General features: G+C 35.3%; 16 protein-coding genes and 1 pseudogene. 3 read left to right on the forward strand and 14 right to left on the reverse strand.

From position 1 onward, the window contains the following. Positions 1-9 precede the first annotated feature (9 nt). From ACTJJ9_RS03925 to ACTJJ9_RS03960, 8 genes are all read right to left on the reverse strand, one after another. The gene (locus ACTJJ9_RS03925; protein ID WP_145580615.1) at positions 10-2,904 is read right to left on the reverse strand and encodes an alpha-L-rhamnosidase; all 2,895 of its coding nucleotides are present in this window, start codon (positions 2,902-2,904) and stop codon (positions 10-12) included. 92 nt (positions 2,905-2,996) lie between these two features. Continuing rightward, positions 2,997-4,265, reverse strand: coding sequence for a family 1 glycosylhydrolase (locus ACTJJ9_RS03930; protein WP_145580616.1), 1,269 nt, complete (start codon positions 4,263-4,265; stop codon positions 2,997-2,999). A 195-nt stretch (positions 4,266-4,460) separates the two neighbouring features. Beyond that, positions 4,461-5,450 (reverse strand): AraC family transcriptional regulator, encoded by a 990-nt coding sequence (locus ACTJJ9_RS03935; protein ID WP_145580617.1) that lies wholly within the window; start codon positions 5,448-5,450, stop codon positions 4,461-4,463. A 96-nt stretch (positions 5,451-5,546) separates the two neighbouring features. Next, the gene (locus tag ACTJJ9_RS03940) at positions 5,547-6,935 is read right to left on the reverse strand and encodes an MFS transporter (protein WP_186324102.1); all 1,389 of its coding nucleotides are present in this window, start codon (positions 6,933-6,935) and stop codon (positions 5,547-5,549) included. Positions 6,936-7,353: 418 nt separating this feature from the next. Next, complete coding sequence (locus ACTJJ9_RS03945; protein ID WP_145580619.1) at positions 7,354-10,188, reverse strand: alpha-L-rhamnosidase; 2,835 nt, start codon at positions 10,186-10,188, stop codon at positions 7,354-7,356. 367 nt (positions 10,189-10,555) lie between these two features. After that, positions 10,556-11,239: a PspA/IM30 family protein gene (locus ACTJJ9_RS03950; protein WP_145580620.1), complete on the reverse strand. Its 684-nt coding sequence runs from the start codon at positions 11,237-11,239 to the stop codon at positions 10,556-10,558. Positions 11,240-11,241: 2 nt separating this feature from the next. Continuing rightward, positions 11,242-11,631, reverse strand: a complete 390-nt coding sequence (locus ACTJJ9_RS03955; RefSeq protein ID WP_095298492.1) for a hypothetical protein — start codon at positions 11,629-11,631, stop codon at positions 11,242-11,244. Between the two features lie 225 nt (positions 11,632-11,856). Continuing rightward, positions 11,857-12,615, reverse strand: a complete 759-nt coding sequence (locus ACTJJ9_RS03960) for an SDR family oxidoreductase (protein WP_095298489.1) — start codon at positions 12,613-12,615, stop codon at positions 11,857-11,859. Between the two features lie 196 nt (positions 12,616-12,811). Here ACTJJ9_RS03960 and ACTJJ9_RS03965 point away from each other — a divergent pair, with 196 nt between their 5' ends. Further along, positions 12,812-13,423, forward strand: coding sequence for a TetR/AcrR family transcriptional regulator (locus ACTJJ9_RS03965; protein WP_145580621.1), 612 nt, complete (start codon positions 12,812-12,814; stop codon positions 13,421-13,423). A gap of 217 nt (positions 13,424-13,640) precedes the next feature. Here the strand turns inward: ACTJJ9_RS03965 and ACTJJ9_RS03970 are convergent, their stop codons facing one another. Together ACTJJ9_RS03970 and ACTJJ9_RS03975 are read right to left on the reverse strand one after the other, a co-directional pair. Continuing rightward, complete coding sequence (locus ACTJJ9_RS03970; protein ID WP_145580622.1) at positions 13,641-14,585, reverse strand: LCP family protein; 945 nt, start codon at positions 14,583-14,585, stop codon at positions 13,641-13,643. Positions 14,586-14,603: 18 nt separating this feature from the next. Beyond that, complete coding sequence (locus tag ACTJJ9_RS03975) at positions 14,604-15,260, reverse strand: helix-turn-helix domain-containing protein (protein WP_145580623.1); 657 nt, start codon at positions 15,258-15,260, stop codon at positions 14,604-14,606. A gap of 212 nt (positions 15,261-15,472) precedes the next feature. On the opposite strand from ACTJJ9_RS03975, the gene ACTJJ9_RS03980 reads away from it, so the two are divergent. Further along, positions 15,473-16,033 carry a phospholipase D-like domain-containing protein gene (locus ACTJJ9_RS03980; RefSeq protein ID WP_095298481.1) on the forward strand — a complete coding sequence of 187 codons (561 nt, stop codon included), beginning with the start codon at positions 15,473-15,475 and terminating at the stop codon, positions 16,031-16,033. A gap of 220 nt (positions 16,034-16,253) precedes the next feature. Here ACTJJ9_RS03980 and ACTJJ9_RS03985 read toward each other — a convergent pair. From ACTJJ9_RS03985 to ACTJJ9_RS04000, 4 genes and pseudogenes are all read right to left on the reverse strand, one after another. Beyond that, a pseudogene (locus ACTJJ9_RS03985) lies at positions 16,254-18,780 on the reverse strand (rhamnogalacturonan lyase). A gap of 329 nt (positions 18,781-19,109) precedes the next feature. Then, positions 19,110-20,402 carry an extracellular solute-binding protein gene (locus tag ACTJJ9_RS03990; RefSeq protein ID WP_145580625.1) on the reverse strand — a complete coding sequence of 431 codons (1,293 nt, stop codon included), beginning with the start codon at positions 20,400-20,402 and terminating at the stop codon, positions 19,110-19,112. A gap of 654 nt (positions 20,403-21,056) precedes the next feature. Further along, positions 21,057-21,854 (reverse strand): alpha/beta hydrolase, encoded by a 798-nt coding sequence (locus tag ACTJJ9_RS03995; RefSeq protein WP_145580626.1) that lies wholly within the window; start codon positions 21,852-21,854, stop codon positions 21,057-21,059. Positions 21,855-22,009: 155 nt separating this feature from the next. Continuing rightward, the gene (locus tag ACTJJ9_RS04000; RefSeq protein ID WP_095298473.1) at positions 22,010-22,420 is read right to left on the reverse strand and encodes an Lrp/AsnC family transcriptional regulator; all 411 of its coding nucleotides are present in this window, start codon (positions 22,418-22,420) and stop codon (positions 22,010-22,012) included. A gap of 116 nt (positions 22,421-22,536) precedes the next feature. Between ACTJJ9_RS04000 and ACTJJ9_RS04005 the strand changes: the two genes are divergently transcribed. Further along, positions 22,537-23,301, forward strand: coding sequence for an MBL fold metallo-hydrolase (locus ACTJJ9_RS04005; RefSeq protein WP_145580627.1), 765 nt, complete (start codon positions 22,537-22,539; stop codon positions 23,299-23,301). Positions 23,302-23,324: the final 23 nt, after the last annotated feature.

Below are 23,324 nucleotides of genomic sequence, written 5' to 3' on the forward strand. Positions count from 1 at the left end.
ATAACGAAATTACCAGTTTATTTTATTTAAATCCTCAATGAGCTCTTTTACCATTCCATTTGTAAGGTTAGACTCAGGATGTTTTGGTAAATCTCTTAATTTCTCGGTTTTTAATGCAAAAATTGCTGGTGGTTTTGATATTCCTGGTGCATACCTCTCAATTACCTCATGCGTTTCCTTTTGATTGAGAAGATCAATAACTCTTGTTTCTTCTGAAAAAGTTTGCTTCAACCCATGCTTGTTACGGTATTTAAAACAATATACTCCAGACCCAATTGTTAAATGAACACCATCTTCTTTCTCAAAATAAGAACTGATGTCTGTAGCATTTATTAGTAAGTTCTCACTTTCAAAAACATCTGATATTGTTGCATAAGGGAGAATGACCTCTGCTGTCGTATTAGGCGGAATTTCAAGATCTATTTTTACCTCTGCATCAGTAAGTGTCCATGAGGATAAGATTTTTCCATACATCATATCATAGCTTGCTTTTGCAAAGGTCAATTCAATTCCAGCAAATTTCGGTTCAATTCGGATTCGTTTATATGCAGGAGCAGCATTATCCATATCAATCCCTGCCACGTTTTTGTACAACCAATTCCCGATGGACCCGTATGCATAATGATTAAATGAGTTCATCTGGTCACTCCAAAATGAACCATCCTCTTTGATACTGTCCCAATGCTCCCATATTGTAGTAGCACCTTTTTTAATCGCGTAAAGCCATGACGGATAGCTTTCCTGCATTAGTAATTTTACCGCTGTTTCATGATAGCCACCCTTTGATAAAGCCAAGCATAAATAAGGAGTTCCGACAAAGCCTGTTGTAAGGTGATAATCATTTTGAATGATTAGCTCATTTAATTCAAAAGCTGTTCTATCCTTTGCTTCTCCCTTCACAACATCAAACATAAGTGCAATGACATGTGCAGTTTGCGTTGGCGACACCAATCTTCCTGAAGGTGTAACAAATTCTTGATTAAAATGCTCAATAATCTTATCCAATAAGAGACTATATTCTTGCACATCAGCAAAATTCCCAAGAATCTTTGCAGTATCCCTTACAATTCTTGTTGAGTAAGCATAAAAAACGGTCGCAATAAAATCTTTTGGTGTAGCTCCAACAAAGCTGTTTTCCTTTGCATCAAGGGCTAACCAATCACCAAAATGAAATCCGCTATTCCAAAGATATTCACTTTTGCCTTGTCTACGAATAAATTCTACCCATGCCTTCATGCTCTCGTATTGTTCAGAAAGCAAACGCTTATCCCCATAGGTTTGGTATAATGTCCATGGGACGATCGTTGCAGCATCTCCCCATGCAGCTGAGCCCACTCCAGCAACAACAGCTGGAATAACAATTGGAACATTTCCATCTTCTAGCTGATCAGCCTTCAAATCACGAAGCCACTTTGTAAAAAATGGACCACAATGATAATTAAAAACTGCTGTCTCAATAAAAACTTGAGCATCGCCTGTCCAGCCTAATCTTTCATTACGCTGAGGGCAGTCTGTTGGCAAATCAAGAAAATTTCCCCGTTGCCCCCAGACAATATTTTTCTGTAATTGATTAATCAATGGTTGAAAACATTCAAACTCCCCTGTTGGCTCCATATCTGAGTGGATGACTTCCCCAACAAAATTGTCTAATGGCAAACCATTTTCTTGTCCTGGATATCCTTCAACTCTTACATAACGAAAGCCGTGATAAGTAAAATGAGGAGCATATTCCTCTTCAGCTACTCCCTTTGTAATATACTCTACCTTCTGCTCGGCTTTTCCTAAGTTTCCGAAGTAAATATTTCCTTCTTTATCAAGCACTTCTCCATGTTTTAAACAAATTCTTGTTCCTTTTGGCGCATTCACTTTAAATCTTATCCGGCCAACCATGTTTTGTCCCATATCAATGACCGTTTCACCATTTGGAGTGACAAATGTATCAACCGGCTTTATCACTTCAGTCACACGGGTTGGCCAATTTTCCTGTGCAACCAAATTTTCTACTGGTAAATTCACCTTCACTGTATGTTTCCAATTCTGTTCTTCAAGGCTCGGAAGACACCAATCTTCTATCTCTAATCGCGCATCATATATTTCACCATTGTATATCTCCGAATATAATATCGGACCAGTAGAAGCTTTCCAAGTAGGATCAGTTGTAATTAGCTCTTCTGTACCATCTTGATATTTAACATAAAGCTGAAAGATAGCTGCTCTTTTATCTCCATACACATGACGCTTATTTTCGAAGCTAAGCGTTCCTTTATACCAACCATCTGCCAGCACAATCCCTAATGCATTTTGCCCTTCTACCAATTGTTCTGTAACATCATAAGTTTGATATTGCAATCGCTTATGATAACTCGTCCAGCCCGGGTTAAATAAATCATCACCAACACGAGCACCATTGAGGAATAATTCGTACAAACCTACTCCAGTTCCATACAGGCGGGCTGAAACAATCCCTTTCCTCAAAGCAAATTTCTTTCTAAGCAAAAATGCTGGTTCTGAATGAGGGTCAATTTCTTCAGGTGAAGGTGTGATCCAGTTTGCCTTCCATTCAGATGTGTAAATAAGCCCTGACTCCCACCAAGCTACCTTACTCCATGGGGATTCCCTGTCATAGTTATCCCATATTTTCACTCGGTAATAATACCTTGTTCTTGGTTTTACATCAGGACCTTCATATTCAATGTGAATCGAATCATCAGACGCGACAATTTTTGTATCCCACAATATATCTGTAAAACTTTCATTACTAGCTACTTGTATTTGATAAGCCTTTTGCATCGTTCCGCGTAAATTAGATTTCACCTTCCAGCTTATCCGCGGTTTCTTCACATCAATACCCAATGGATTTTTTCGATACTCACATGTTAACGAGTCTACTATTAATTGAGTCATATGCTTCCCCTCTCGTTTAGATTCTTTCTTCAATAACACATGAGACTACTACTTTATGTAACTAGTACAACAGTCAAACATGTTTATAAATATTATCTCGTAATTATTGAATTCTTCTGAGCGATGCGTCCAAGATAATGAGCGCTTTCCTTTGATTTTCTTTCCTGTGTAACTCTATCTACCTCAATTAAACCAAATTGCATAGCATAACCGGAATTCCATTCAAAATTATCAAATGTTGACCAATGAAGATATCCGATAATATCAATGCCATCGTTTAAGCAAGAATGAACACCTTCAAGACCTCTTCTAATAAATTCTACTCGTCTTTTATCATTTGCTGTTGCTATCCCGTGCTCGGTAATCATAATTGGCATCTTGATCGATTGGCTTACCTTGCGAATTACATTTCCAAGCGCCTCTGGACAATATACATAACCCATTTGTGTAAGCTCTGCATCTTCAGGTGGAGCTATCTGCCCTTCTGGACCGTAAGTCTCACGGGTATAATTTTGCAGTCCGAAGAAATCATCACCAGTAATCACATCCTGGAATTGCCCGAAATAACTTTGCCATTTCTTTTCTGCAAGTGATTCCCCACCTGGAACCGCTTGTATATCTGACAGGGCCATCGAAAGACCTACTTTTGTATTAGGTGATGTCCGTTTAATAACATCACGTGCCTTCATATGCGCCTCTTTTAATAGCTTAATAGAAGCATCGTCTGAAATCATATGAAAGGTAAAATATTTATCTGCTGTTGTACCACATAGTCTTGCTGCTGATTCTCTCCATTTAGGGGCTACCCATGCGTCCCTTTCAATTCCTACAGGTGGAATAAATCCAATATTCGAAAACACCTCTCTTAACATAACAGGTAAATTCACTTCATTCATTGTTAGCGTATATGGAATTAAATGACCTAAATCTCTAAATACTCTCTCACAATATTGAGCGAAAAGATTAGCTATCTCAGAATTTGCCCATCCCCCAAGCCTCATGAGCCATCTTGGTGAAGAAAAATGATGCATCGCAACGATTGGTGTAATTCCATATTCGCGACAAGTCTCTAATACATCCCGATAATGTTCGATAGCAGAACTTGAGTATTCACCTTTTTCAGGCTCAATTCTTGACCACTCAATAGAAAATCGATACGCCTTTAATCCTAGCCTAGCCATTAAGGCGATATCCTCTTTATAAAGGCGGTAGTGATCAATTGCATCTCCGGATTTATCTTTATATGGTGAACCTTCCGCATGCTCCTCTGCCCAGAAGTCACTATTCACATTATTCCCTTCAACCTGATGTCCAGCTGTTGCTGAACCCCAAATAAAATTAGGTGGAAATTCATATGTCATGTTATTCACACTCCCTTTTCATCCTCAAATAATACGATTAATGTTCATTGTAGCAAACGCATTCATTTAATTTAATGTTGAAAAGAAAGAGAAATATTGCTCATTTCAAATATTTTTGTTTACTTTATAAAAGATACTGATAATAAGAAATACCGCTCTATAAAGGCGGCTTTTATCAAGGACTTTTCTCTTGTTTTAAAGATTTTTTTCCCTATACTCTTTTGGAGTTTGCAGGAATATCTCATTAAACTTTTTATAAAAGAAGGACAAACTCGTGTATCCGACCTTCTCAGCGATTTCAGCTACAGGAAGATTAGAGTTTGTTAAATATAACGCTGCTTTGTTTAATCTCTGAATCTGAAGTAGATCCTTAAAAGACTTTCCTGTTGCTTTCTTTAGAACAGAGGATGCATAGTTTGGATGATAATTAAAATGACCAGCCATCTCTGTTAAATTACAATTTTGATAATGGTCTTCAATATATTTTAAAAAATTAAGAGCGATGGCATCCTGCTTTGAATCACTTTGTTTAATACTACTTGTATTGTTACTATGTCTAATTAACTCAGTAAATAATATGAATAAATAAGAGTTAATCATATCTGCAGAGCAAAAGTCTTTATCAAAATACTCACACATAATATGCTCCATAATTCCAGCAATATTTGAGCGTTCTTTAAAAGGAAAATAAAGATAATTATTCGTACTTCTATTGTTAATTAAAGAATCGATTAAAAACTGCGATATAATACTTTTTTGCGTAAATCTACTAAGAAAGCTAGATGATAAATAATCATGCTTAAGTTTAATATCTATCACAATATCTGTATCCGTCATTCCTTCAACCGCATGTGGTGTCTTTTTATCAATTATGACTATTTCTCCCTCAAAAATTGTTAATTTTCTATTTTGAAAGGCAACTGTACATTGTCCTTGATAAACATATATTAATTCAATAAAATGATGGACATGCATTGGCACATATGCAGAAGGCAATTGCTGAGAGATTCCGATTGGATCCTCAATTGGAGTAATTGTCAAATCAAAAATCATATCAAACACGTAAACTTGCTCACCATTTATATTGATTGTTTCTGGTTTAAATTCTTTTTTTATCAAGTCCCATTCTGCTGCTTGTTTTTCATTATTTGATACAAGAAATGTTCGCAATTCTTCCCCATTCATTGAAATCTCCCCTTTCTTAAATCATGGAATTATAGCATACATATTTTATAATGAAAATAACCTACTTAGGGGTAAGCCCTAAGTAGGTTTAACAATTTAGTTATCTATGCTAGTTCTTCTCTGTTTTATTTCATCTAAAGCACTTTCACGAACTTTCCCGGAAAACTTGATGAAAAGAATAGGTATTGCAGCAATAATCCCCACTATCGCAGGTACCACCGTAAAGCCAAGGAAAATTCCATCAACTGTTTCAGGCGTTTGACTCTGTGAAGCTGCTTGATACCCTATAAAGGTAAGGATGAAACCGACTAGTAAACCTGAGATCGCCCCCTGACATTTACTCGTAAATGATTGGACAGCAAATGAAATGGCTTCAAATCGATTTCCCGTCTTCCACTCACCATAATCAATCGCATCTGCAATAAACAAGGAAATAATCGTAGAATTAATTAAGGCAAAAAACAAGGTGATTCCATTCAAAATAAAGACAAATGGTAAATGATCATAACCAACCACAAATAAAATAAGTAAGGTGATTGCATTTGCAATTGTACAAGCTAGAAAAATATATTTCTTTTCAAATCGTTTTGTTAAAGCAGGTACGATCATCGGTATTAATGGAACAATTAGCAATGCAGGAATATTTAACATTGCCATATATGATATATTTCCTAAATTATTTACAGCAAAATAAACAGATAGAGATTGTGATATTGGCATCGATAATCCTAGAAAAGCAGATAAAAGTGTTAATTGTAATGGTCTATTCATTTTCAAATAAGAAAATGTACTTCTTAAACTAACCGCCTGACTACTTGATTTTACCCTTTCCTTACAAGTAAATGCCATGACCAGCATGACTATCAAGGCCAAAACTGAAGCAATAATTGCTAAGTTAGAATATCCTCTTCCTGGATTAATTCCGTCTATATAAGCTACGATTGGCCCACCAGCAAGCATTAGTAAAATCATTCCAACTAGCGTCGATACGCGGGCAATCGATACTAATCTTGTCCGTTTTGTTTCATCCTGAGTCATAACAGTAGAAAAACTCCAATAAGGAACATCAAAAAAAGTAAAGGCTAGTCCCCATAAAATATAAACTGCTAATAAATAGGTGAACTTCCCTGAGTCAGAAAGATCTGGTCCGTTAAAAAGAAGGATTGTTAACAACACCCATGCAATACTACTTACGACTAAATATGGACGAAATTTTCCAAATGGTGTTCTTGTTCGATCAACGATAATACCTGCTATCGGATCTGATATCGCATCGACAATCTTTGCAATAAAGAAGATTGTCCCTACAGCCAATGCTGATACACCAAATACATCTGTCGCATAAATCATTAGATAAACGTTGATAAGACCAGAAAGTAGCGAGTTACCTAATCCTCCACCAATATATGAGGCTGTCTCTCTCTTTTTTAGCTCCGTTTTCTGTGTTCTTTCATAATACAAATTATATTTTTTAACAGTTTCCATAACCTCACACTCCATTAACACAAATTTGACCCCATGTTCATATCTCGATATTCCTAATGCAATAGAATGAAATTTCTCATTAAAACCCTGATTATTCTTAGGACGAAATGCTTATCTTAGCTTCATTTTAGCAATCGCTTTCAACATAAGAAATACCAAAATGAAAGCGATTAATTGCTTGAATCAAAGATTCCTTATTTTTTAAACCGATCGATATGGAGTAATAGGCACTAATAAATGTGGCCAAAAATACCTTTCTCACCTAAAAAACAAATCACAATAGCTTAGTGAGCTAGGGTGACGATGTGCTTTTTTACAATTTCAGAAAGTTATAATCTCCTAAACAAAAAAATGCTACCTCATTTGTTGAAATAGCATTTTTCTTACTAACTATTTAATTTGTGCCAAAGTATGTATTCTAGCTCAAGATTTGTCTGAATTTCATTTCAATCTTTTCTAATCTTACTTTAGTAACTTCCGATTCTCCTTTTTTAGTCAATATTTCTTCTAATGTCTTTAATTCATATTCACTCATTAAATATGGTGGTATTGCCATAATTTCATGGATTTCGTTCAAAACATAATTTTTAATAGGAGGTATATTTAGTAATTCCTTTAACTTAGATTTTCTATTAAAAACCTTTACATATGATGCATCAGGTAAATAGGTAAAATTCCAGCTTCCACTATTTAAAGAAACGACCACTTCTGAGCCATTCTGCTCCATATTTACTAAATCACCTTCGACACTAATAAGCCTACTATTTGCATCAGGAAGAATTAGTGTTGCTGTTGAGTTAAAAGGAATTTCAACCTTCACATCTAATAACCCATCGTCTTGAATATGCCAAGAAACAAGATAGGTTCCTGACGCTGTATTCAACGTTCCCTTTGCCCACTTCATTCTCCAATGAGGTTTTGGAGCAATTAAAGCATGCTTAAACCCAGGTACAGTTTCATCCGGCTGTATTCCTACCATATATCGATACATCCACTCAACAATCGAACCATATGCATAATGATTAAGTGAATTCATGCCTTCAGGATTCATCTTGCCATCTGGTAATACAGAATTCCATCTTTCCCAAACGGTAGTTGCCCCTAGCTTAACTGCATATAACCAACTAGGATAATCATCATTCAACAGTAGCGTATATGCCAAATCATTATGTCCATACTCTGATAATACCTGACAGAGATAAGGTGTACCGACAAACCCTGTTTTTAAATGTTTATTATCTTTTATAATCCGATTTGCTAAATCATCTGCTACACGCTGTTTTTGTTCATTAGGTACAAGGTTCATAAATAAGGCTAGTACATAGGCTGTTTGCGTATCAATCGTCATCCGCCCATTTGGAGAGATATATTCGTTTTGGATTGCGTGCCGAATCTCCTGTGCTAATTGGTGATATTCACGCTCAATCTCTTGTTTCCCTAATACCCCCGCTGCTTTTGAAACAATGTCTGCTGAATAATAATAAAAAGCAGATGCGATAAAAAAGTTATCTGTCTTTCCCATCGGTAGCTTTGGATTTTCCCCATCTAAAGCTAACCAATCTCCAAAATGAAAACCATTTTTCCATAAACGATGCCCACCTGACGTATCATCAAGCCGTTTAATATAATCAACCCAAGCTTTCATGCTTTCAAACTGTTGCTTTAAGATTGAGTCATCACCATAGAATAGGTACATATTCCAAGGAATAATCGTCGCTGCATCCCCCCAAGCACTTGAACTACTTTCTGGGTTAAAAGGCGAGGGAATATCCGGTACTGTCATTGGAACTGCTCCATCTCTTTCTTTCTGCTCTAACCATAAATCATATCCATACTTTGTAAAGAAAGAATAAACGTCCATATTAAAGGCAGCAGTTCCGGAGAATACCTGTGCATCCCCAGTCCACCCCATGCGTTCATCTCTTTGTGGACAGTCTGTAGGGATATCAAGGAAGTTACCCTTTTGGCTCCACATAACATTATCAAATAATTTGTTTACTAATGTGTTACTAGTCTTTATAAAGCCAGTTTGTTCGAGATCAGAGTAAATGACACAGCCTGTAAAATCATGCAAATCTAATTCACTTTGCCAGCCACATACTTTAACATAACGGAATCCATAGAAGGTAAAATGAGGCCGTACCGTTTTTTCTTGTCCATCTGAAATGTATATAAATTCTGCTTTTGCTTCACGAAGATTATCTCGATAGAAGTTTCCATCTTGAAGAATTTCCCCGAATTGTAAGATAACCTTTTCCCCCTTAGAAAGACGGTTTTTAAACTGTATCCACCCAACCATATTTTGTCCCATATCAATAACTGTTTCTCCAGCAGGTGTTTTTATTAATTGAAGTGGTTTTCTTTTTTCTTTTATAACAACAGGTAAGCTGAGTCGAGCAGTTAATCGTTCATAACCTAAATTTATTTCACTAACACCATACTCTACTGAATCTAGGAATGTGTCATCATAGACTTCACCATCATAAATTTCACTTTCTATTACTTTACTTTTCCATACCTTCCATGACGTGTCTGTTGCAATAATCTCTTTAGTCCCATCCTTATAAGAAAGATGAATTTCTGCTAATAATGCAAATTTGTCACCGTAAATGTTTACTTGTCCACCCTCGAATCCTAATCTACCTTTATACCAGCCATTTCCCAACAGAATATTCACTTTATTTTCACCGTTAATAAAGTTATCTGTAATATCGTATGTTTGGTACTGCAACCAATTATCATAGTCGTTATTAAATGGTGTTAAGTACTCATTACCAACCTTTTTTTCATTGATATACATCTCATATAGTCCTAATCCACAGATGTATACTCGCGCATTTTCTACCTCCTTTGCTAGCTGGACTTTTTTCTCAAAAATAGGATGTATATCAGGTGCGAGGTTTGGCGTTATCCACTTGCCAATCCACTTTTCATTTATTTTCGCCGTTTCAAAATAGGAAACATCACTTATTGCAACGTCTCCATTATCTCCCCAAACTTTTACACGCCAATAATATCTTGTACGTGGAAAAAGAGAAAGCTCACATTGATGGGCTAAGCTGTTAAGGTTTTCATTTCTCTCGGTGTCGTAAATTATCTCATCAAAAGCTGGTGATAAGGCAACTTGAATTTGTGCTGCTACTTGTTGCTTACTACTCGCCTCGGTTACTTTATAAGAAAATGTAAGATTGTTCTCTAAATGAAATCCAATTGGATTCGTAATATGATTTGTTTTTAAGTCTATAATTTTCAATGATTCTTCCTCCTTCTTCCCGTTAAAGGCATTCCTTATTAAATTATTTTAGCAATCGTTTACAATAGCTGATATAACAAAAACGAGGATTTGATTGCTCGAATCAAAGATTTGTTTCTATAAGAATAGATAAATATACTTGAAGTTGCTAGGAATTTTGAATAACTTTGACTACTAGATTGAACCTTCCCTCCAAATTCAATCATTTAAAAATCACTTCAATATATTATATTGTTCATAGCTAAATTGTTTTCTAATAAAAATTACTTACTTTCAGGTTATTTCGCTTTGGCAAAAATACTTAACTTTCTTTAAATATAAAAAAGGAAGCACTAAACATAACCTTTTAGTGCTTCCAATTATTTCTCTATGAATCTTGCTTAACCTGACTTTCCTTTTCACCCTTTAGCTTTTCTATCTCTTGAACTAATTCTTCTTCATTCACATAATTGTGATAGAGAGCCTCTTGCTGCGCTAATGGATTCATAAATTGGTTACCCGCCTGTACCTCTGCCTCCATTAATGAAATTCGCTCTTCAGCGCGTGCAACTCCTTTCGTTATTGCGTCTGTTTGGAAGGAGGCAGTTACATTCTGAATTTGTTTAATCGATTGTGCCACATTAGCACGTGACGCTAATAACACCTTTTTATGCTGTAGCTCTCTGTAAATTTCCTGAAGCTCTTGTAGCTTTTCTTTAAGAATTTTCGTCTGTCCTTGAATTGCTTCATATTGTTGCTGATAGACAGCGAGTTGTTTCTCGTGAATTAATTTTTCATGAACAGCTAATTTCGCCATATTATCCTCTTTTTGATTAATCGCAAGCTTAGCCTGTCTCGTTCTTTTGTCGATTAAACTTTTCGTATCATAGATAAGTGTCGCTTGTTTATTTTCTACAAAAATTTGCCGAGATAGTGCTTTTTGAGCCTCCAACATTTCCTGTTCCATCTCTCGAGAATATTCATTTAGCATCGCTATCGGATCTTCCATATTATCTAAAAGACGATTTATATCAGCCTTTGCAATAGTTTTTATTCTTTTAAATATCCCCATTTTTAATCATTCTCCTTTTTAGTTGTTAGATTTTTTTCCCATTGATCTAAAATTGTTTCATTTTGATTCATCGGTTTGTGAGTGCTCATTAATGATGTATTGATTAGCTGTTGCATCGAAGAAGCTTGTGATTTCTTTCTTAACCATTTCATTAAGAACACAACAATCACAATTCCGATAATGAGGAATATAAGAAACCCTAGCAAAGGAATCCCTCCTCCATGATGAGGACCATCGATCATCCTCCCTCCACCAAAGTCTCCTCTTGGCATCATGCTATCAGGTCCATGTCCGTGCGGTCCCATCGCTAGAGCATTATAGCCTCCAAACAAAAAGTAGATTCCCAAAACAAATGGAGTAATTATCGAACCCCAAGCTATCGTTTTTTTCATTTTCATTTCTCCTTTCATTGTTGATGGGTATAGTTTAGTAGGGTTTGGTGAAAAATTGGTGAAAGTTCCTATCTAATATAAAAATTTTTGAAAGGATATTGATCTTTAATAGATTTCAAAAAAGCGATACTTAAAGTTGAAACTAAAAAAGTCTAAATAAGATACGTACAAAACACAAAAAAGCCGACAAAACAACTTGTCGGCTCGTTTAGTAAATTCATTTAATTAATATGCTGTCCAACCAGCATCTCCAGTTATTACTGTTCCGTTTACAAAGCTTGATTCATCAGAGGCTAAGAATAGAGCAATATTCGCAATATCCTCAGGCTTTCCTACACGTGGATTTATAGCTAATCCAGGTTGAATTCGTTCCATTCCAAATGGATTGACACCAGTCATAGAAGAACTGATATTTGTTTCAACTCCACCAGGAGCAATTGCGTTGCAACGAATCCCTTTAGTCGCATACATGTATCCAGTATTTTTTGTGAAACCAACAACAGCATGCTTAGAAGCCGTATAAGCAGCACCTGCTCTTGCCCCTTGTAATCCACCTGCGGACGCAACATTAATAATTACACCAGATTGTTTTTCTAAGAAAATTGTTAATGCTTTACGTGTCGCTCTCATTACACTTGTCGTATTGATAGCAAAAATTCTTTCCCATTTTTCATCTTCAATATCACCAGCAGGTTCAAAGTTATCCATAATACCAGCATTATTCACTAAAATATCTAAAGTACCGTATTGACTAACAGCAGTATCGATTAAATTTTGAATATCTTCCTCTTTAGCAACATTGGCTAATACAGCAATTGCTTCTCCACCATTTGTTTTTATTTCCTCTACTGTTTGATTTGCAGCGTCCAAATTGATATCAGAAACGACTACTTTTGCCCCTTCTTTTGCATAAAGAATTGCAATTGCTTTCCCCATTCCTGATGCTGCCCCTGTCACGACTGCTACCTTATTTTGAAGTCTCATCATCCATTCCTCCAAATTCTATAGTAAGTTTGTTCATTTTTTAATAAACAGTTGTTGATTAGCTAACTACTAACTATAGTATAATTTCCTATAAAGAGATTATACAATCAGCAAAACATGAGAAAATTGTCTATTAATAAACAGATTCACATACTAATGTGCAATAAAAAAATATAATGAACATCGGAGCAGAAAAATGTCTAATAAAAATGACTATATTGACAGAAGAATTGTGAAATCTAAAAAAGCGATGAAAGATGCAATATTATCATTAATGAAAGAGAAGGATTTTAATGAAATATCGATAACTGATATTGTCCGTTTTGCAGATTTAAACAGGGGAACCTTTTACAAGCATTATCAATATAAAGAAGACTTATTCAATGAAATCATAGACGAAGTGCTCACAAGCCTAGTTGATTCATATCGTGAACCATATAAGGGCATTCAATTACTAGAAGTTAATAAACTCACTACATCAGCAGTTAAAGTATTTGATCATGTACAGCAATATTCAAATTTTTACTCGCTTATTGTTCAACCAAATGTGTTAACAGGATTTCAACAAAAATTTTGCACTGTCTTAAAAGACTTAACCTTGAATGACTTAAACGACTCCCTCCCAAATCCGAAAGTAAATAGAGAACTACATGCTAGTTATCAGGCATATGCTATTTTAGGTTTGATTATAGAATGGATAAACGGAGGCTTTATTTATAGTTCAACTTATATGGCCGAACAATTGTTAGAAATTCTAAAACATAGTATAGCCTCTTCAGTTGTAAAAACAAATTTTGAAACTAATTAATCGAGAGAAATATCTTCTATCACAAAAAAATCTGAAACTCTTCATTAGCAAGGGTTTCAGATTACAATTTAGTTACCGATTAAAGGGTATAATATGAACTTCATGTTCAGCATTTACCTTACAAATTCAGTCCAATAATTCTTATTACTCAAAAAGATAATTTGATAATGTGGAAGACTTCAATTTATTAGACAAAATCCTATATTCCCTCTGACATTTAATCATCTTCATACGATACTAAAAATTGCTGTAAAGCTTGTTTGTTTTTGTCCAAGTCAATTTTTAGCACTGCTCCAACGTCTACCGTTTCATCCTCATAAGAATCTTTAACTGGTATGCGAATCGTTTCCATTGATTTTGATTTGCCAGTAATTAATCCCTTTCCTATCGATATTAGAGTTGGAGCATCTACATTAGTATCAATATACGGGTCAGCCATTCCAAGTATCTTTGGAAGGTTTACTATATTATGAATACTGATCGCTTGATCTTTGATTTTTGAAACTACTTCTTGCTGTCTTTGTACTCTACCAAAATCACTCAATCGATCGTGACGAAAACGAACATATCCTAACAATTCATCTCCACGTAGCACTTGAGTGCCCGGATGAAGTGTCATTCCTATCCCATAACTCATTTCATAAGGTATATCAACTTCAATCCCATCTGGTGCAATAAGATCTACAATTTTGGTAAAACCCTCAAAGTCAACAATTGCATAGTAGTTAATATCTATATCAAAATTATATTTAATTGTCTTCCTAACTAGCTCTGGTCCACCAAAGGCAAATGCAGCATTCATTTTTTGCATGCCATGATCTGGAATCTCTACATATGTATCTCTCATAATCGAAGCTATCTTCATTTTATGAGTGTTTTGATTATAATGGGCAATCATTAATGTATCAGAACGAGCTTGTTGCTCTCCTCTTGAGTCACTTCCAATTAATAATATGTTTATTTCTCCAAATTGAGGCTCAGCTCCTTGAAAGTCACCAAATAGTTTTCCATCATTTTTATATAGGCCATTCCTTGCTTCGGATAAACCACTCTTATATTGATAGATGCAATAGCCGGTAATCGCTACACAAACCATAAGCAGTATTGTCACTATTCTTTTTATCCGCTTCCTCTTTTTCCTGATAGGTTGTTCTTTCACCATATTGCATACATCTCCTAGTTATATGTTGAATATATCATTTTTTCCATTTAATAGGTTTAACGATAGTTTAACTGCTACTGCATCGTCCAAATATCCAAGTGGAAAGAGATAATCAGGCATGACATCTACTGCAGTAATAAAATAAATGAGTGCACTTCCCATTATTACTAATTCTAATGTTGTTCCTTTTCTCATACGAAACTTGTCAAACATTCCCTTTAATTGATTAATAAACGGACCAATACTTCCTGTTTTTTGTACCTTCGTCTCAAAATTGCTAAGAATATTCTCTTTTCCTTCATCTGTTTGCGAATACTGCTGATAATTTTGCAGCTTTTCTTTAATTCGCTCAATTGAAAATGAGTCATTATATACTCCTGAAGCTTGAAGAGTACTTTGAATACTTTCAAGAGATTCATAGATATCCGTGTTCTCTTGTTTCTGATTTAATTCATAACCAGCAGCAACAAATAATTCATACACTGGTATATCCAGACACCTTGCAAACTCTTGTAAATGCTCTGGTTTTGCCTTTCTTTTACCATTAATAATTCTTGATATAGACGCAGCATCAATAGATGTCATTTCACTAAATTTTCTTATGGAAATTGAACGTTCTTTTAATAATTCCTTAAGCAATAAACCGAGTTTATTCTCTGAAATTTGTTCTGCCACTTTCTTTCATCACCTTTCTTACTAATTCCGCTTGATCATTTTATTTTAAAGAAACATTTTCTGGATTAGAGTTTTAAAATCTTTATGAAATATAACCGAATGTTGACACTTTGTCAACGTTCGGTTATATTTACAACATCTAAAAAACAACTACTAGTACATATTTTTTGACGTATTGTCAACGAATTACAAATAGATAAGGTGTGTAAATCTTGAAAAATTCTATTCTATATATCTTGTTAGTATTGTCATTTATTATAAACATCTTTTTTACTATTACATCAGCTTTAGATGGCGAGTCGGACGTAAGTGACACAAAATTATCCTTTTCACTAAGTGATATTAAAGGGAATCCAGAAGAAGCATTATTAAAAGTCATTCATACTACTAAAAAGGAGCTTAACATTGCCATTTACAACTTTGATAATGAACAAATCTTAGCTGCAATACTGGATGCTGAGAAAAGAGGGGTATCTATTAGAATTATTACTGATGCAAAAAAGGCAGAAAACAGCGATAGTTGGGCTATCTTTCAAAATCTCAAAGAGCACAACATACCTATTAAGATTAATAAAGAACAGAAGATGCATATGAAATTATCAATCTCTGATAAAAAAACTGTTGTAACAGGCTCTTTTAACTATACAAAAAAATCAGCGGAAGAGAATCAAGAAATCCTTCTAGCTATAAATGACATCAAAATGGCAAAATCAATGAATAAAGTATTTATGGAATTGTGGGAAAGTGATTCGTTAGAGGAATTGGATTTGTAACTTAAATATTAAAACTACAAAACTATTTAACTTTATAATTCGGATAATCACTACTTTTGTACTAGTTTTTTCACTTTTCTTCTCTTTACATATGCAGACTTATTTCACACTTTATCATGATGTAATCCGTCAAAAGAAAAAGCTACTTTAGAATAGAACGTATCATTACCTTCTTTTCAAAGTAGCTTTTTAAAATGTTCATTGCAAATTCGTTTACAATCTATGATCCTATATTTTCTATATTCACAATTAATTGGTCAGCTTTAGCTATCAAGATAGTTTTCGCCTTCTCCGTTACTTCATCCTTTTTATTCTTTTGCTCTAGCTGTCTAATGAATTTTTCTGAAAACGAAATTCCTTTAGAATAAGAACCTTTATTAATATGATGCTGAGCTTGCTTTAACGAGTTCTCAAGCTGAGATGCTAGCGAGCCTTTAACATCACCTTTTTCTACAAACGAAGCTACTAAGCTATTTAATGCTCCAAGTTCGCCTGGCATCCAAATAGTAGGTGTCGGTACTTTTCCCCAATTCGTGTCTGAAGCGAAATAATAACTAGGATAGGACGGCTGATTATATCCAACATTTTGCCAAGCAATACCTGTTCGATATTGAGCATCATGCATTAACGTATAGAGTTTTCGATCCGTTACCTCCGTACTCAAATAAATCCGAATTGCCTGACTATCTTCTGTTCGAACAAGCATCTCTTCTCGCCAATCTCCAAATATATCAGCGACTAAGGATGGATTTCCCTTTGTGTAGTTATTTGTTCTCGTATTTGATGCTGTCAGAACTGTGCCCTTTTTCCAATCTTGGATGGTTGGTGTTTGATCAATAGAGCCATTGACAATTTGTGTTGTCATATCTGCAGACCATTTAATATTCATATTCGTTCCTGGAGCATTTGTACTCAGCCTTTTTCCATCTGCTGTCCATAGACCTACCGCCCATGTCTCCAATCCTTCCTGTTCTGGAAGAACATCTCCAATCATCCCTCTACCTGTATCCTTCCCTGTATACCCACCATAAATGACCTCACCTGTTGCAGCATCTCTTAGAGAATATCCATATGGAGCATAGCTACCAACCTTCATGTACCATAAAAATCTCTAATCCTGCTGTTACACCTGGTGTCGCACTTTCAGGTGGCATGACATCACTTGAGCTATATAACAAGGATCCATCATGATCAATTGTTGCCGAGCCGTAAATAATTTCCTGCTTCCCATCACCATCAACGTCTGCAGTGCTTAGTGAATGAGCACCTTGAGTTGTAAGGGATCCATACTCCTCGCTTGTTCCCAAGCGACCGTGCGGACCATCATTAAACGGATTTGTCATAGGAGTCCAGCCACTATCAACATCCCATTCTTCTTTAAGATGCTTTCCATCCCAGCTATAAGAAACCATTGTTGTTCTAGTATAGTACCCCCTAGTAAAGACTGCATATGGCTTTTTCCCATCTAAATAAGCGACACCAGCTAGGAACCGGTCAACTCGATTACCAGGCTCAATTCGGGACATTGCATAATCCCCCCACATAAGCCCGTCATCATGACGTCCATATTTGTAACGAATTGTCTCCATTTCTGCTCCTGTTTCTCCATTAAAAACCGTTAAGTACTCTGGGCCATTAAGGATAAAGCCCTCAAAATCTCTTAGATCATTGCGCGCACTTCTACTTGGAGCATATACATCAATAAAATAGTCTGCTAATTTTTTCGCATCTTCAGTAGACAATGGATAATTAAATTGCTTTTCAATACCAAAGCATTCCTCAAGTGTTGCCGGCCAATTCCCATTAACAACCTCTTTTTGGGTATGCCAATTTTTGAACATGTCCACCAGATGATTATAGTAATCTTCACTGTTCATACGATAATCATCTTCATGGCTGTATCCAGCTTGCTTATCCTCCTTGAGCATCGTAATAAATTGTTCAGACACTACCTCGCCTTTTTTGTTGAACTTAATGACTTTTGTTCCTGGTGCTGTTTTAAACATAAGTTCTGATTTTCCATCGCCATCAAAATCATATACGAGAAATTGTGTATAATGAGCTCCTGCACGAATATTGACTCCTAGGTCTATACGGTAAAGCAATGTACCGTCCATTTTGTAGCAATCAATATACGTTTTACCTGTATATCCTTTTTGAGAGACGTCCTTTGAATTTGTCGGATCCCACTTAACAAAAAATTCGTATTGTCCGTCACCATCGACATCTCCAACACTCATGTCATTTGCTGTGTATGAATAAGCCTCCCCACTTGGTGTTACACCATCTTCTGGTTTTTTCAGCTTTAAATCAAAATATGTATTATCCCAAGGTGAAGCTTCAGCGCTTTGCTCAATTTCTTTGCCATTTTTAACAGCCGCTACATAATACTTTGATGTAGCAGAACCACTGTCATCTAAAAAGTTTGTACTATCCCTTACTGTGGCAACTCTTTTACCATCTCGATAAACATTAAAATTAACACCTGTTAATCCTGATTCTGAATGGCCTGATACTTCATTAGCTAAAAGTCTCCAGCTTAAAAATATACCTTCAGAGGTAGTTGCCGCAACAACCCCTCTATCAAGATATTCTAGTTGGATCGAACTGCTTTGTTTAGAACGAGCAGCTTCAGAAGCTTTGACTAAAGGTGTTGAAAACGGTGTAATTCCAGATAATGTAGAAGTTAACATAACCGTACTCATTAAAACAGATATTCTTTGTACTATTCCTTTTCCCACTTTCATTTACCTCCCCATTTTCCATCCCATTATGATGTATTTTCTAAAATTGACTATTTTCCTTGAATCACCACCTCCAAACAAAAATGTAAACCCTTACATTTCTTTGTTTACTCAAAGATGAAATCTTGGTTATTTTAATAGAATTGACTAGAAAAAAATAGATAGATATCAGAGATTAATGTTAAAAAAACAGTGAAGTTTTTACTATAGAACAAGTAAAAGGAGATGAAGCTCTCAAAATCAGCTTTATCCCCTTTATTTTAACCACTTGAACCTAGTAAAAGAATCATTTTGCCAGACACTTTTGGCTCAGTAGCATCTTTATTTAAGTTTTATTGTGCTAAAATACTTTCAGCTTGCTGTCTAAATTGTATTGCAGCCTCTTCTGGTTTCATAACTCCATAAGCCATTTGATCAGCAAAGTTCTTTAGAAGATTTATTACTTCGCCTGCTTCAGTCGGATCTGGGCCATTATATGGTGAGCTATGTTCCCCAGCCCAAGCGACATAGTTGAATACTTGTTTTTGTGACGGAGTCAATAACGGTAATAACGCTTCTTGGACTTTCGGAGAGCCAGGAACACCGCGATCACCAAGCATTAATTTATTGGCCTCAATATCATTCGTTAAGAAGTCGATAAATTTAGCAGCTTCAGCTTTATGCTTTGAGCTTTCAGCAACAGACCAAAACAAACTCGGCTTTAGGAATAGGCCTTTATCTGCATTTGGTCCCGGTAAATTGGTCATTTCAAGTGGACGATTTGATGCTTCTTGAATCCCAACAAACTGATTAGACCACTGAATAAGACCAATAGATTGTTGTTTAACAACAGGATCATCCTCTAACCCTTTAACTTGCGCGCTTGCATCAGGTGGTTGAATCGCCTTCTCTTTCACTAAGTCAGAATACATCTTAAAGAAATCCACAAATAACTTGTCATCATCATAGCCCAAGGCTGTACCCTCTTCACTATAAAGTCTTTTTCCATTCGTTCTTAAATAATAATTAAAAGATACATCTGGTGCCGTTCCTGGTCCATTTTCAAAATACAGTCCTTCTTTAGCTGCCTTTTTAGCCATCTCGATATAATCATCCCATGTCCAATTATCGGGAATTTTATCTACGCCAATTTTTTTTAGCAATGCAGGATCATATTGATAACTAAGAGCATTTACCCCACCGTTTAACCCATAATATTTATCACCAATTTTTCCACCATCGAGAAAGTCCTGGCTCAGATCTTCTGTATTAATTTCTTTACCAAAGAATGGTTTTAAATCAGCTAATTGATTGTTATTTGCATATTGTGTAATGTAAGAAAGGTCCATTTGAATAATATCAGGAAGCTTATTCGCTGTTGCTTGAGGAGCCATCTTCTTCCAATAATCATCCCAGCTTGCATATTCAGGCTGGATTTTCACGTTAGGATGCTGCTTTTCATACAATTCAATAATTTCTAATGTATAATCATGTCTTGGATCAGATCCCCACCATGCCATACGAAGTGTAATTTTTTTATCCTTACCATCCCCTGAATCTGAATTTGACTCACTTGACGAACTATTACAAGCTGCTAACGAAAACACTATGATTGCAGATAAAACTAACAGTAACCACTTTTTCATTTCATAACGCCCCCTTGTTCTTAGCATTTTTTATTCTTTCGCCGTTCATCACATTTAAAATAGATTTATCACCCCCTCTAAAAAACTTTAAAACTTATTGATTTTCTTTCTGTTCATAATTTCTTAATATTCCCCACTACTTTTTAAGCGCTTTCATAAAGTTCCATATAAAGTGGTACACCCTAACTTTCTCCTTATAGTCTAATTTAGGACATCATTATCCTTTCTTTCTTATAATTAATTAAATTTATTCAAGAGTTGAAACTATCATGCGTAACACTTAACTTCTTATACTATGTATGCAAAATAATATCCCAAAATAGTTACCCTGCTTTATAGCTTGATTGTTGATTATTTGAAATGACTTTTAAACTATTGGTGTATATGAATTTTGTAAATGTAATGTTGATTTAAATTATAAATTATTGAAGGTTCGATTTTTCAGAGACCCGAACATATAGTGTAGGTTAGTGAAGATGATTTTTTTCGCTTAAGTAGATACGCAAATTTATATGCTCTACTGCATAAATAATGAGAGCAAAAATATTAAATCGAAAATGCACCACTGATTCTAAACATAGAAAAAGAGGCTATTATCAATATTTGCCTCCTAATACAACCTATATTTAAATCATTTATCACTCTTATCTTAATCTAATTTAAACCAAATCCTTGTTTACTTAGCCATGCTTGACACAAATCTGTCCATTTATTAACGATTGGATCTTCCTCAGCAAGACCTAAGCCATGACGTCCGCTAGGGAAAATATGCATTTCAAATGGTACCTTTTGTTTACTTAATGCTTGTGCGAACATAAGGCTATTCTCAACAGGAACTGCTGCATCATCAGCTGTATGCCAAAGAAAAATTGGTGGTGTAGCTTCAGAAACATTTCTTTCACTCGATAATAAAAGTCGCTGATCTGTACTAGCATTTTCTCCTAATAAGTTAATGATTGAGCCTTCATGATATGATTCCATAAAAGAAATAACCGGATAGCAAAGAACCGCAAGATCTGGCTTGCTGCTTTCCCTTTCAATCAAATCACTTGCATTTTTGTTACCGCTATCAAATTGAGTAGCTGCTGTTGAGACAAGGTGACCTCCTGCCGAAAAGCCAAGTATTCCAATTTTTTGTTTATCAAGATTCCATTTCTCTGCATGATAGCGCACATATCTGATTGCGCGCTGCAGGTCATGTAGTGGAACAGGATGTTTATATGGTGCAACTCGATAATTTAGAACAAACGCAGATATTCCGAGACGGTTCAACCATTTTGCAACAGGCTCTCCTTCATGATCAGCACGTCTTGCATAGCCTCCTCCTGGACAAACAATAATTGCGCCATGTTTTTCTTGCTTCTCCAATAAATAAGCTGTAATAATTGGTTCCTCTTCCCCATTTTCCCCTTGATTGTAAGGCACGTTATCAGGCCATAATTTATGGATCAAATGAAGCCCCCCCCTTAACAAGTTTACTTTTACATAGAAAAACCCTTTTACTCTATAATTCTATTTATTTCAAATTTACCCTTTTTCTTTTCGTTTTCTGCCTTGAAAATTAATCGGAGCTAGCTTCTGTACAACAGAATTTGTTTTCAAAGCAGCTATTTACTAATGACAATTGACAGTTTATAGTTTACATATTTATTTAGCCCTTTTAAAAATTCATCCAATTGTTCATTTGAAGGAAATTTACATTCGAGAAGGTAACAGCTATCTCCGCCAATTTTATAATTATTAATTACATACTTCTCATGTTCTTTTAAATATGTATGATATGGATCATGGACTGCACTTTTTGTATAAATATGAATAAATGCATGAATAATCAGTCCAAGTTTTATGTGATTGACCTTAATTGTATACCCCTCAATGATTCCGTTATCCTCTAATTTTGCTACTCGAGCTGAAGTCGCTTGTCCTGTTAAATGGACTTTTTCACCCAATTCTTTCATTTTAATACGACTGTTCTTTGATAGTTCTTCGATAATTCGTAAATCAGTGTGATCTAACATGATAAACTCCTTTCATTAATCAAGTTAAATGCAAAAAAGACTTGATTTGATCTATGTATCTCGTAATTGGTCCTAGTATAAACTATACGTAGTTCAAAGAAAAGGAGTACATGAAAATGAAAATACAACTCATTCGAAATGCAACACTTGTTGTCCAATATGCAAATAAAAAATTTTTAATTGATCCATTTTTAGCTGAGAAGGGAGCCTATCCAGCGTTTCCTAATTCTTTAAGACAGGATCAGAGAAATCCTTTAGTACAGTTACCAATGCCCACTAACAAAATTATTGATCAGGTAGATGCTGTCATTGTTACTCATTTGCATTTAGATCACTGGGATGAAGTTGCCAAAGAGGTGCTGCCAAAGGAAATCAAAATGTTCGTCCAAAATGATGATGATGCTAAAGAAATACAAAATGCTGGTTTTCACAATGTAGAGGTTCTAGAAGAAAATACTGTTTTCGAAGGAATTCATTTAACGAAAACAAAGGGTGAGCATGGTAGAGGAGATATCTTAAAATTAGCTGGTCTTGTGTGTGGCATTGTCTTTCGTCATCAAAGCGAAAAAACGCTATACGTTGCTGGAGATACTGTTTGGTATGATGGTGTTCAAGATGTAATCGAAACATATCATCCAGATATAATTGTTGTTAATGGTGGAGATAATCAATTCCTCGAAGGAGGTTCACTCGTAATGGGCAAAGATGATATTTATGAAGTGTGTAAAGCTGCACCTCATGCAAAAATCATTTCTGTTCATATGGAAGCTGTTAACCATTGGACATTATCAAGAAATGAATTAAAAGGCTTTATAAAAGAAAAAGGAATCTCGTCAAATGTGTTAGTACCTGATGACGGAGACTCTTATCTTTTTGAATGAAGAATTCGAGAGAAAGTTAGCTT

Source organism: Metabacillus sp. 22489, assembly GCF_052044855.1.
In the GTDB taxonomy this organism is placed as follows: domain Bacteria; phylum Bacillota; class Bacilli; order Bacillales; family Bacillaceae; genus Metabacillus; species Metabacillus niabensis.

Bases quoted from the DNA above. Each gene is read 5' to 3' on its own strand.
- ACTJJ9_RS03940 (WP_186324102.1), bottom strand. From the start codon at position 6,935: ATGGAAACTGTTAAAAAATATAATTTGTATTATGAAAGAACACAGAAA.
- ACTJJ9_RS03955 (WP_095298492.1), bottom strand. From the start codon at position 11,631: ATGAAAAAAACGATAGCTTGGGGTTCGATAATTACTCCATTTGTTTTG.
- ACTJJ9_RS03965 (WP_145580621.1), top strand. From the start codon at position 12,812: ATGTCTAATAAAAATGACTATATTGACAGAAGAATTGTGAAATCTAAA.
- ACTJJ9_RS03970 (WP_145580622.1), bottom strand. From the start codon at position 14,585: ATGGTGAAAGAACAACCTATCAGGAAAAAGAGGAAGCGGATAAAAAGA.
- ACTJJ9_RS03990 (WP_145580625.1), bottom strand. From the start codon at position 20,402: ATGAAAAAGTGGTTACTGTTAGTTTTATCTGCAATCATAGTGTTTTCG.
- ACTJJ9_RS03950 (WP_145580620.1), bottom strand. From the start codon at position 11,239: ATGGGGATATTTAAAAGAATAAAAACTATTGCAAAGGCTGATATAAAT.
- ACTJJ9_RS04005 (WP_145580627.1), top strand. From the start codon at position 22,537: ATGAAAATACAACTCATTCGAAATGCAACACTTGTTGTCCAATATGCA.
- ACTJJ9_RS03960 (WP_095298489.1), bottom strand. From the start codon at position 12,615: ATGAGACTTCAAAATAAGGTAGCAGTCGTGACAGGGGCAGCATCAGGA.
- ACTJJ9_RS04000 (WP_095298473.1), bottom strand. From the start codon at position 22,420: ATGTTAGATCACACTGATTTACGAATTATCGAAGAACTATCAAAGAAC.
- ACTJJ9_RS03930 (WP_145580616.1), bottom strand. From the start codon at position 4,265: ATGACATATGAATTTCCACCTAATTTTATTTGGGGTTCAGCAACAGCT.
- ACTJJ9_RS03925 (WP_145580615.1), bottom strand. From the start codon at position 2,904: ATGACTCAATTAATAGTAGACTCGTTAACATGTGAGTATCGAAAAAAT.
- ACTJJ9_RS03935 (WP_145580617.1), bottom strand. From the start codon at position 5,450: ATGAATGGGGAAGAATTGCGAACATTTCTTGTATCAAATAATGAAAAA.